We start from the raw sequence: 11,815 nt of genomic DNA, 5'->3' as shown, positions 1-11,815 counted from the left end.
GCTTTGAATAAAAATAAACGGCAAAGGTCGCAATTTTAAACGAAAAGTCGAGTTTTTATTTGGTATTTCTATCGATAAATCAGGTACTTCTCACGAATCTTTTTATACTCCTTCAAGCCCTCCTGCCAACTTGCCCTAATCTCCTTCTCTGATTTACCTTCCAACATCATTTTTCTCAATTCGTTGGTTCCTGCTAACTTATCAAAAAAAGCCGGACTGGTAAAAAATGATTCTTTCTTCCCCGTTTTTTCAAAGAAGTAAAACAAATATTTCAAACTAAATCCCAAATCGCGGGTATCTGTTTTCGTTAAATCAAAACCATAACAAAGCTTTCCTTTCAAAGGAGGGTCCATTGCTCCAGGCAGCGGCTTGGGAGTAAATGTATAATCGCCTAAACCCTCCACATTGGTTCCTGCTACTTGAAATTGAGTGGTTGTCCCTCGGCCAATACTCACATTCGTTCCCTCAAAAAGACATAATGAAGGATATAATCCTATGGCTTGATCATTGGGTAAATTCGGTGAAGGAGCTACACTGATATGTACTTTATCAGCATGCTTGTATTTTTTAACTGGAATTACTGTCAAATCACATTGAATTCCTCGATCTAACCAAGCTTCTCCATTAATCATTTTAGCCAACTCCCCCAAGCTACATCCATGTACCACAGGAATGGGATTCAAACCCACAAATGAAGCAAATTCCTTTTCCAAAACGGGTCCATCAACATAATGTCCATTCGGATTAGGACGATCCAAAATAATTAATTTTACACTATTTTCTGCGCAAGCTTCCATCACATAATGTAAGGTAGAACTGTAGGTATAAAAACGTGTCCCTACATCTTGAATATCAAAAATCAGCACATCAATGCCTTCCAAATCAGCCTTGGTTGGTTTCTTATGAGAACCGTATAATGATATAATCGGCAAACCCGTCTTTTCATCTTTGCCATTATCTATGTGCGCTCCAGCATCAGCAGTACCTCTAAAACCATGCTCAGGAGCGAAAATTTTCTTAATTGGTACTTTTAATGACAATAAGGTATCTGCCAAATGAGTTTTACCTAACACCGATGTATGATTGACCACCAAGCCTACTCGCTTGTCAAAAATCATAGGTAAATAATCAGCAATTTGTTGATCTCCTGGAATCGCTTTCGTTGATTGAGCCACTAACTCATGCGACATGAGCCCCTGGGTAAAGAACAACAATAAAATCAATAGCTTGTAGATTCGATGCATTCCTATTTTCTTTGCGGTTTAAAATTTACTTTTCAAATATCTGATAAATTTTAAGATTATTAACGTAAATCGACTGAATGAATTTTCCTCTTTTTGTTGCACGTCGGATTCGTAATACCCATGAGACCTCCTTTTCCAAAACGGTAACTTATGTTGGCATAGGAACAGTGGCTATGGGGGTCAGTATCATTCTCATTGCTTTTGCTATACTTTTTGGCTTCAAAAATGCCATTCAAGATAAATTAACCAGTTTTGCAGGAGATATTCGCATCAACCAAATTAGCGGAAATCATTCTCTATCAGATAGTCCCATGTTGCGAAATTTTGCTTGGGAAAAATCGATACTTAAAAATTCGGCAGTAGACCACATTCAAGCACATTTACAGAAACCTGGTATTTTAGTTGGCGATGCTGGTCTAGCAGGAGTCGTTATCAAAGGAATTGGCCATGATGTCCCCAAAAACCAATTGTCGAAAAACATGCTGCAAGGGCAAGCTCAAATTCAACACCCTCAAGACATTGTTCTAAGTAATACCTTAGCTAAACAACTAAAAGTTAAACTAAACAGCAGCTTAATTCTTTATTTTCTAAGTAATCCAGAACGACCAAGAAAAGTAAAAATCACTGGAATATATGAAACAGGATTAGAGGAATTGGATAAAATGTTCATTTTGGCCGACCTAGGTTGGGTACAAAAAATGAATGGCTGGGGAGCTGATTCCATTGGTACATATGAGGTATTTCTAAAAAATACTTCTGATTTATATCAAAGTGCTGATGTCATTGAAGCAAGCATGCCTCCTGAGTGGAGATTAGAAACTATCACGGAACTATACCCTGCTCTGTTCGACTGGATGATGATGCTGGATAGAAATATTGTCATTTTCATCTCATTGCTTTTAGTAGTTGCCTGTTTCAATCTCATTGCTACACTTTGGGTTTTAATCATGGAGCGCATTCCAATGGTGGGTTTATTGAAAGCTATGGGTGCTAATCACCGACAAATTAGGACTATATTTTGGTGGAATGGATTTTTTATTCTGCTTCGTGGCTTGGCTATTGGCAATATATTAGCCATGGTATTTTGTTATGTACAATCAGTATATCACCTGATCCCTTTAGATCCGGAAAGTTATTATATGAATTCCGTTCCCATTGTTTGGTCCATGTCCACTTGGATTTGGGTCAACATCGGCACCAGTCTTTTGGTCGCTATCATCATTACTTTACCTACTATTTTTATTAAAAAAATCCAGGCTCAAGAAGCGCTGCAATACAAGCATTAATTATGAAAAGATTCCAACTATTCTTATTGCTGATTGTCTCGACTCTTGCATTAGGACAAGATAAGGTTCAGTATAAGCTTGATTTAACTAAACTAGAGAATGATCGCTTGGAAGTCATTGTCAAAACACCCAAATTTAAACAAAAGGAGGTGGTTTATGCCCTACCCAAAATCGTTCCGGGTACCTATGCCAATTACGACTTTGGTCGATTTGTTCAAGATTTTAAAGCACTAGATGCACAAGGAAAAAACCTCCGATTTAAAAAAACAGGCCCAAATACCTATCAAATATCAAATGCTTCACAACTGGCTGAATTGCGGTATTTTGTCCATGATACTTGGGATAGTCCTGAAATATCAGGTGATTATGTCTTTGAGCCTGCTGGTACATCTTTCCAACAGGATAGCTTATTTGCCTTAAATACGCATGCCATGTTGGGTTATTTCATTGGCCATGAAAAGACCCAAGTGCAACTGTCCATTGATAAGCCCAAAACGATGTATGGAGCAAGTTCCATACAAAACAAAAGCCTTTCAAGTACGGACCAATTTGAAGCTGCTTACTACCAAGAGTTGATAGACGCTCCCTTGATGTACGCTACCCCCGATACCGTGAGCTTTCCTTTGGCGAATGCCAACATTCTAATTTCAGTTTATTCTCCAAACAAAATGTGCTCTGCTGCTCAAGTAGCAGAACAAATTAAACCATTGCTGGAAGCACAAAAAAAATATTTAGGTGGCCAATTACCTGTCTCCAACTATGCATTTATCATTGTTCTTTCTGACAACATCAAAAACGGCAGTTATGGCGCATTAGAACACGCTCAATCTTCATTTTACTATTTGCCTGAAGGAAATATTCAGACTTTAGCCGAGACTATCCGAGAAGTTTGCGCCCATGAGTTTTTCCATATTGTAACTCCTTTGAATATCCATTCCGAGGAAATAGGCAACTTCAATTTTTTAGAGCCTAAAATGTCCAAACACCTTTGGCTCTATGAAGGCTTAACTGAATATGCCGCTCATCATGTTCAACTAAAATACCAAATCACCGATCTCAAGAAATTCATGTCCACTTTTGAAAACAAGTGGGAAGTAATGAATGTCCAATTTGATCGAAAATTACCTTTTACGGTCATGAGCGAGAAAGTACTGGATAAGTATAAAGACGAATATGGCAATGTCTACCAAAAAGGGGCCTGGTTGGGCTTTGGATTAGATTTAACCCTTCGAAAATTGAGTCAAGGAAAATATGGAACGCAAGAAATGATGCGTGATTTGGCTCAATATTATGGACCTCACCAATCTTTCAAAGACAATGAATTGTTTGATCAATTGGTCAAAATCACTCAAAAACCTGAATTGAAAAGCTTTTTTCAAAAATACGTAGAAGGAAAAGAAGAGATTCCTGTGGCCGATTGGCTTCATAGTATAGGCTATGAAATACAGGAATTTAGTGCCAGTCCCATCAAGTCCCTAGGCTTTGATTTTCAATCACTAAACGTAAATGCAGAAACTCACCGAGCGGTGATCAACTCAGAAGATGGAATTAATGAGTTTGGAAGAATGCTAGGTCTTCAAGCCAAAGATGAATTAGTATTTGTTAATCAACTATCTTTTAGCTTGGAAAATTTCAGCATGAATGCCGCCAAAGTATTGAAAGACATCCAATTAGGAGAAATATTAGAAGTTGAAATAGCCAGACCCAAAGGTAATGGTATATATGAAACTGTTCGATTAAAGGCTCCATTTCAAACCAGTATGGGCAGCGCTCCAACTTCCTTTGTACCTCAAAAGAATCCGAGCGATGCCCAACTGGAATTAAGAAAACAATGGATGAATTCTATTCCGTAGTTTGTGCTTCTACCACAGCGATAGCCACCATATTAACAATTTCACGCACGCTTGCTCCTAATTGCAAGACGTGAACAGGTTTACGTAAACCGAGAAGAATGGGCCCTATGTATTCAATTTCGGCAGCCTCTTTCAATAAATTATAAGCAATATTAGCTGCAGATAAATTGGGAAAAATAAGCGTATTGGCCGTTTCATTACCCAAGCTAGCAAAAGGATAGTTTTGTTGACGCAACTCCTTATCAAAAGCTAAGTGAGCTTGCATTTCACCTTCGATCAACCATTGAGGATATTTTTCCTGCAAAATATGAGTTGCCTCACGCATTTTAATGGCATCATCTCCATCTGCTGAACCAAAATTAGAATAACTCAACAAGGCAATTCTAGGTTGTAAATTAAAACGTTCCACAGCCTCTCCTGTCAAACGAGTAATTTCTACAATATCTTCTACAGAAGGTTGGAAATTGATCGTCGTATCGGAGAAAAATAGCGGCCCCTTTTTGCTTAGAAGTAAATACATACCCGCCACTTTTTTCACCCCCGGTTTTTTACCTATAATTTGTAAGGCTGGTCGAATAGCTTCTGGATAATTCTTTGTTAATCCCGAAATCACCCCATCTGCTCGATGTGTTTCCAACATCATAGCTGCAAAATAATTGCTCTTTCTTACTTGTTTTTCGGCTTCCCAACGAGTGTAACCACGTCTTTTACGCTTTTCATAAAACAAATCGGCAAATTCCTTCAGTAAAGGCTCACTATCTGGATGTTTAAAATCAAGAATTTCAGTGCCTTGTAAATCAATGTGGTGTTCCTCACAAATCGCTTGAATGGTCGCTTGATTCCCCAACAAAATAGGCTTAGCAATTCCTTCATCTAATACTTCTCGAACTGCTTTTAATACTTTTAAATTCTGAGCATCGGCAAATACAATTCGTTTAGGATTACTCTTAGCGCGCTTCAATATGAATTTCATCACCTGATTATCCAAACCTAAGCGTTTGGCCAATTGATGTTCATATTCATCCCAATTTTTAATTTGAACCGTAGCCACGCCTGAATCCATGGCTGCCTTGGCTACCGCCATAGAAACAGTTGTAATCAATCGCGGATCAACCGGCTTTGGAATGATATATTCGGGTCCAAAACTAATACTCTTTTCATTGTAGGCCAGATTCACAATATCAGGCACAGGTTTTTTTGCTAAACATGCCAAGGCTTTGGCCGCAGCTAACTTCATTTCATCGTTAATCTCAGAGGCTCTAACATCCAAGGCTCCTCTAAAAATAAAGGGAAAACCCAAGACATTATTGACTTGGTTAGGATAATCCGACCGGCCCGTAGCCATGATTAAATCATCTCGAACGGCTTTGGCTTCTAAATAACCTATTTCAGGAGTTGGATTAGCCATCGCAAAGACAATGGGGTCTTTGGCCATAGTAGCCACCATATCTGGAGAAAGAATATTTCCAACCGATAATCCTAAAAATACATCAGCCCCTTTCATGGCTTCTGCTAATGTCCTTTTTTCTTGGGCATCACAAGCTAATGGACTAACGTATGGATTCAAATCCGTTCTAGCTTTTGAAACTAGACCATCTTTATCAAAAATTAGAAAGTTTTCAATCTTAGCTCCTAATTGCAAGTATAATTTGACACAAGAAATTGCCGCAGCACCTGCTCCAGAAACCACAAAACGAGCTTGGTCTATCTTTTTGCCTACAATTTCCAAAGCATTAATTAAAGCCGCGGAAGAAATAATCGCTGTTCCATGCTGGTCATCGTGCATGATAGGGATCTTCAAGCGCTTTTTCAATTTCTCTTCTATTTCAAAGCATTCGGGCGACTTAATATCCTCTAGATTGATTCCTCCAAAAGTAGGTTCTAATCGAACAACCGTCTCTACAAAATCATTAGGCTCCAAGCAGTTCAACTCAAGGTCAAACACATCGATATCAGCAAAAATCTTAAATAACACACCCTTCCCTTCCATCACCGGCTTACTGGCTTCTGGACCAATATTTCCTAAGCCCAATACCGCCGTTCCATTGGAGATTACCCCTACTAAATTGCCTTTGGCAGTATATTGGTATACTTTTTCAGGAAATGCAGCAATCTCTAAACAGGGTTCTGCCACACCTGGGGAATATGCCAGCGATAAGTCTCGCTGTGTGGCGGTTGATTTGGTGGGTTTTACTTCAATCTTTCCTGGCTTACCTTCGGAATGGTAAGCTAAGGCATCTTGTTTTAAAATAGATGAAATGGACATAATTTGATATGTTGATGAAATTTATTCGGATTCAGGAGCGTGAAATTCACCCTCATGTTTGGCTAACCAAATGGTCGCTACTCCATTACCAATAAAATTAGTGATTGCTCGGGCTTCAGACATGAATCGGTCTACTCCTAGTAAAAGTGCTAAACCTTCTAAAGGTATAACCTGCAAGGCAGTTAAGGTGGATGCTAATACGACAAATCCACTTCCTGTAACGCCAGCTGCACCTTTGGAAGTAACCATCAAAACGCCAATGATGGTTAGTAATTGTTCCCAGTTAAGCTGAATGCCATAAACTTGAGCCAAAAATAAAGTGGCCATGGATAGGTAAATACTGGTGCCGTCTAAATTAAAGGAATATCCTGCGGGAACAACTAAGCCAACAACAGACTTAGAGCATCCCATTTTTTCTAATTTTTGCATTAAGGATGGCAAGGCGGCCTCCGAGGAAGATGTGCCTAAAACAATCAAAAGTTCTGCTTTGATATAACTCAAAAATGAAGTGATTCTCTCTCCGCAAGAGCGCATGACCAAGGCCAAAATAACAAATATAAAGAGCCCCATTGTGATATAAACAGAAGCCATCAATTTGGCTAATGGCAATAAGGAGTGTATGCCAAATTTACCAATGGTGTAAGCCATTCCTCCCATAGCACCTAAAGGAGCCAAATACATCACCCAATGTAGCGCTTTGAAAACCCAATGCGAAGCTTGTTCCATACCTGAAATCATCCGTGCCTTACCACGAACTGAGTTCAAAAAGACCCCAAAAAAGATGGAGAAAAATAAGACTTGAACGGTGAAGTTTTCTTTTAAAAACAATAGCCAAGAAAATGAAGCAGCTTTGGCTGTGTATTTACTGATATCTCCCCCAGCCACATCCGAACGAATAACACCTTCACCTGGCACCAAAATAGTGGATACTAAAAGACCTATGATCAGAGCAATGGTGGTAATCACTTCAAAATACAACAAGGCTTTCCCCCCTACTCTACCTACCTTTTTAAGGTTACCCATATTCACAATTCCTAAACTAATGGTTAGGAAAATAATGGGATGAATAAACAATTTCACTAAACTGATAAAAAAACCACTCAATAATTCACTGACACTAGGCCCCATGCTGATATCAGCACCTAAAAATGAATAAGTGAATTTCTTATCCATCAAGGAATACAAGGCCCAATCTGGAGCAAAATGTCCTAATAGAACACCAAGAAAAATGGAGATTAATACCCAAAAAGTAAGGTTCTGTGTAATTTTCTTTTTACTCATTCGTTTGTATGCAGATGATGAACAAATGTAAGGATTAATAGCAAATTATCCTCGTTTGGGATTCTGCGCTTATTTACCGAATTTTGCACCTTCATGAACCTTTTGAGGTCTTCAAGGTGTTATTAATTTTATGGCAGAAAAAATAAAGTGTTTGATTATCGGCTCAGGGCCGGCAGGTTATACCGCAGCAATTTACGCATCTAGAGCAGGTTTACAACCGATCATGTATCAAGGTGGACAACCAGGTGGTCAATTAACGACTACCACGGAAGTTGACAATTTTCCAGGCTACCCGAAAGGTGTAGATGGTCCTACAATGATGCAGGATTTAGAAAATCAAGCCAAGCGATTTGGTACCGATGTGCGTTTTGGATTAGCTACAAAGGTTGATTTTACAAGTCAGCCTAAAAAAGTATGGATTGATGATCAAACTGAATTAGAAGCCGATGCTGTTATTATCGCTACTGGAGCTTCTGCCAAATGGTTAGGACTAGAAGGAGAAACTACATTCAATGGCTTAGGTGTTTCTGCCTGTGCAGTTTGTGATGGATTCTTTTACCGAAATCAAGTCGTGGCAGTGGTTGGCGCAGGTGATACAGCAGCAGAAGAAGCTAGTTATTTAGCCAATTTGTGTACAGAAGTTCACATGATTGTTCGTAGAAACGAAATGCGTGCTTCTTTAATCATGCAAGAACGTGTTAAAAACAATCCCAAAATACACATTCACTGGAACTCTGAAACGGAAGAAATTCTTGGAGATGCGAATGGAGTAACGGGTATCCGAATCAAAAATAGGGAGACAAATGCCACCGAAGAAATTGCTTTAACTGGCTTTTTCGTAGCCATTGGCCATCAACCGAATACATCCATTTTTAAGGGTCAATTGGACATGGATGCTCAAGAATATTTGATTACAGAAAAAGGCAGTGCTCGTACTAATATCCCAGGCGTATTTGCGTGTGGTGATGTGCAAGATTCTATTTATCGTCAAGCTGTAACAGCGGCAGGTAGTGGCTGTATGGCTGCTTTAGACGCGGAAAGATGGTTGGCTTCCAATCATTTACATTAATATTCATTTATGTCAGTAAAAAACCTGATTTTCTTCCTATCTGTAACTTTTTTTGCCTTTACTGCAAAGGCGCAAGAACGTAATTTGTTCAAAAAAAGCACCAAGATAGAGACCAAATCAAGCCCCAATACCAAAGAAAAGAAAGAGGAAATCGATGATCTCCCTCCTCTACAATTTCGAAATGAAACTGAAACTTCCGGAATGGTGGCAGGTTCTGAGATGCAGGAACGTAAATACGAACCTATCAAAATCTTAAACCCAACCATCAGTAATTTCGATACCACTTCCATTGATGAAGGAGAAGCATTAGTCGTTGAAATTGAAGAAGAAAATGCACCAGTAGGTAGCGAAGATTTTGTAACCGTAGCCTCTTATTTTGCCATTTGGGATACCAAGAGTATCGATCCATATGACATTGACATCAAGGATTTTGATGAACCTGTTGACATCGAGTTATACAATGTGGGTAGTGGCAGAAATTGGTCTCCTCCCTTGAATGTGGTTAAGCAAACCAGTCCATTTGGTCCTCGTTGGGGACGCTTACATGCTGGAGTTGATCTCGATTTAGAGACAGGCTATCCCGTTATGTCGGCCTTTGACGGTATCGTTCGAATTTCAGGCTTTGATTATTCTGGCTATGGAAACTATGTCGTTGTCAGGCATTATAATGGACTAGAAACACTGTATGGTCACCTTTCCAAACGAAATTTTGAACCTGGCACTTTCGTGAAAGCAGGAGATGAAATTGGTTTAGGAGGAAATACAGGAAGAAGCACTGGTTCTCATTTGCATTTTGAAACTAGGTATGAAGGTAATCCCTTCAATCCCAATAATGTGTATAATTTGAGCACAGGAGAGCCGCTTTCTGATCATTTATTAATCACCGCAAGAACCTTTGATCGACGCTCCCTTTCTCTTCGTAACGAATACGGAAGTGCGGGTGAAAAAATCCGTTCGAGACGTACTGCTTGGACACGTGTTCGTCCTGGAGATTCCTTATATTCCATTGCTCAAAGAGCAGGAATGTCGGTGACTAAATTGGCTAGATTAAATGGATTAAAACTAAGCTCAACCATTCGAGCTGGAAGACGTTTACGCATTCACTAATGATGAAACTTGATATTTTAGTCATGGCCGCGCATCCCGATGATGCAGAGCTAGCTTGTTCGGGTACAATAGTATCTCAAATTCAACAAGGTAAAAAAGTTGGCATTGTTGACTTTACTCGTGGTGAACTAGGAACAAGAGGTACGCCTGAAATTAGAATAGCGGAGTCTGCCGCATCTACTGCCATATTAGGAATTCATGCTCGAGAAAACCTTGGTATCAGAGATGGTTTCTTCAGAAATGACGAAGAAAGCCAACTGAAATTGATTCAAGTTATTCGTAAATACCAACCCGACATTGTATTGGCCAATGCTTTGGAAGACCGCCATCCAGATCATGGAAAAGGAGCTCAATTGGCCATAGATGCTTGTTTTTTATCAGGTTTACGAAAAATAGAAACTCAAGATGAGCAAGGTAATGCTCAAGCTGCTTGGCGACCAAAACATGTATTTCATTACATTCAAGATCGTTATTTAACCCCCGATTTTGTGATTGATATTAGTGCCCATTGGGATGTAAAAGAACAATCCATTCGGGCCTTTAAAAGTCAGTTCTTTGATCCAAACTCAACAGAACCAGATTCCTATATTTCTTCTCCTGACTTCCTTGAATTCATTCGTGCCCGTTCCATGGAAATGGGTCACAAAATTGGTGTTAAATATGGTGAAGGATACCAAAGCCAAAGAACGATGGGATTAAGAGGATTTGATTCATTATTATAAATTATGAATGGTAAATGATAAATTGTAAATTATGAATGATGAATTATAAATGAGTTTTGAATTCAATTTACCATTTATAATTCACCATTTCCGCTTCGCTCAAGCTTCGTTCCAATCTTTCGTTGGGATTAAACGTTCAAAATAGAATTGTAACCAAACCCATTTACAATTCACCATTTACAATTTCCGCTTCGCTCAAGCTTTGTTACAATCTTTCGTTGGGATTAAACATTCAAAATAGAATTGTAACCAAACCCATTTACAATTCACCATTTACCATTTACAATTAATTTAAGGTGCAATTCGATATCTCTCCCAATTCCCATTGATCAATTCATACACGACACGGTCGTGAAGTCTTGATGGTCTACCCTGCCAAAATTCGATATAATCAGGAATTAATTCATAGCCTCCCCAATGTGCAGGTTTGGGAATATCCTGACCTTCATATTGTTTTTCCAATTCCTTGAAACGCTCTTCTAAAAATTCCCGATGAGGAATTTTAGCACTTTGTTCGGAAACCCAAGCCCCAATTTGTGATGCTCTTGGTCGAGATTGAAAGTACTCCATGGACAAATTGTCATCTACTTTTTCCACATGTCCTTCAATGCGTACTTGTCGCTCCAATTCACCCCAGAAAAAAGTAATGGACGCCTTATCGTGATGTGCTATATCATGCCCTTTTCTCGAAAAATAATTCGTAAAAAAGGAAAATCCACGGTCTACGTATTTCAATAAAACAATTCGACCAGAAGGACGCATATCTTTACCCAATGTACTTAAAAACATGGCATTAGGCTCAGCAATCTCAGCACTTTGTGCTTCTTTAAACCAAATTTTAAATTGCTCCAATGGATCAGGATGTACCTTGCTTTCTAATAATTCTCCTTTCTGATAATTTTCTCTTAGGGCCGCTAAATTCATAATTCGAGTATTTATTCCTTATCTTTGTTTAGGCTCCCAAAGCCCATCCATTAAAGTTTAAAT

9 protein-coding genes are annotated in these 11,815 nt (G+C 38.9%); 5 read left to right on the top strand and 4 right to left on the bottom strand.

From position 1 onward, the window contains the following. Positions 1-68: 68 nt before the first annotated feature. Positions 69-1,244 (bottom strand): exo-beta-N-acetylmuramidase NamZ family protein, encoded by a 1,176-nt coding sequence (locus EWU22_RS07445; RefSeq protein ID WP_130925052.1) that lies wholly within the window; start codon positions 1,242-1,244, stop codon positions 69-71. Positions 1,245-1,321: 77 nt separating this feature from the next. Between EWU22_RS07445 and EWU22_RS07440 the strand changes: the two genes are divergently transcribed. Together EWU22_RS07440 and EWU22_RS07435 are read left to right on the top strand one after the other, a co-directional pair. Continuing rightward, positions 1,322-2,530 carry an ABC transporter permease gene (locus tag EWU22_RS07440; RefSeq protein WP_130925051.1) on the top strand — a complete coding sequence of 403 codons (1,209 nt, stop codon included), beginning with the start codon at positions 1,322-1,324 and terminating at the stop codon, positions 2,528-2,530. Positions 2,531-2,532: 2 nt separating this feature from the next. Beyond that, positions 2,533-4,383, top strand: coding sequence for a M61 family metallopeptidase (locus tag EWU22_RS07435; protein ID WP_130925050.1), 1,851 nt, complete (start codon positions 2,533-2,535; stop codon positions 4,381-4,383). Here the strand turns inward: EWU22_RS07435 and EWU22_RS07430 are convergent. Both EWU22_RS07430 and EWU22_RS07425 read right to left on the bottom strand, forming a co-directional pair. After that, positions 4,373-6,649: an NADP-dependent malic enzyme gene (locus EWU22_RS07430; protein WP_130925049.1), complete on the bottom strand. Its 2,277-nt coding sequence runs from the start codon at positions 6,647-6,649 to the stop codon at positions 4,373-4,375. The genes EWU22_RS07435 and EWU22_RS07430 overlap by 11 nt on opposite strands. Positions 6,650-6,670: 21 nt before the next feature. Continuing rightward, complete coding sequence (locus EWU22_RS07425) at positions 6,671-7,930, bottom strand: cation:dicarboxylate symporter family transporter (RefSeq protein WP_130925048.1); 1,260 nt, start codon at positions 7,928-7,930, stop codon at positions 6,671-6,673. A gap of 130 nt (positions 7,931-8,060) precedes the next feature. Between EWU22_RS07425 and trxB the strand changes: the two genes are divergently transcribed. Genes trxB through bshB1 form a run of 3 tightly spaced genes read left to right on the top strand, consistent with a single transcriptional unit; the run spans position 8,061 to position 10,828 of the window. After that, complete coding sequence (gene trxB / locus EWU22_RS07420; protein ID WP_109322680.1) at positions 8,061-8,999, top strand: thioredoxin-disulfide reductase; 939 nt, start codon at positions 8,061-8,063, stop codon at positions 8,997-8,999. A 9-nt stretch (positions 9,000-9,008) separates the two neighbouring features. After that, positions 9,009-10,106, top strand: a complete 1,098-nt coding sequence (locus EWU22_RS07415) for a peptidoglycan DD-metalloendopeptidase family protein (RefSeq protein WP_130925047.1) — start codon at positions 9,009-9,011, stop codon at positions 10,104-10,106. A gap of 2 nt (positions 10,107-10,108) precedes the next feature. Then, on the top strand, positions 10,109-10,828 hold the full coding sequence (gene bshB1, locus EWU22_RS07410; RefSeq protein WP_130925515.1) for a bacillithiol biosynthesis deacetylase BshB1: 720 nt from the start codon (positions 10,109-10,111) through the stop codon (positions 10,826-10,828). 291 nt (positions 10,829-11,119) lie between these two features. Here bshB1 and pdxH read toward each other — a convergent pair whose 3' ends face one another. Next, entirely contained in the window at positions 11,120-11,752 is a 633-nt protein-coding gene (gene pdxH / locus EWU22_RS07405) for a pyridoxamine 5'-phosphate oxidase (RefSeq protein ID WP_130925046.1), read from the bottom strand. Between the last annotated feature and the right edge of the window lie 63 nt (positions 11,753-11,815).

It is taken from the genome of Aquirufa nivalisilvae (assembly GCF_004307455.1).
GTDB classification, from domain to species: Bacteria; Bacteroidota; Bacteroidia; order Cytophagales; family Spirosomataceae; genus Aquirufa; species Aquirufa nivalisilvae.
The sequence above is the reverse complement of the archived record's forward strand: the minus strand, read 5'-3'. Positions and strand labels throughout refer to the sequence as shown.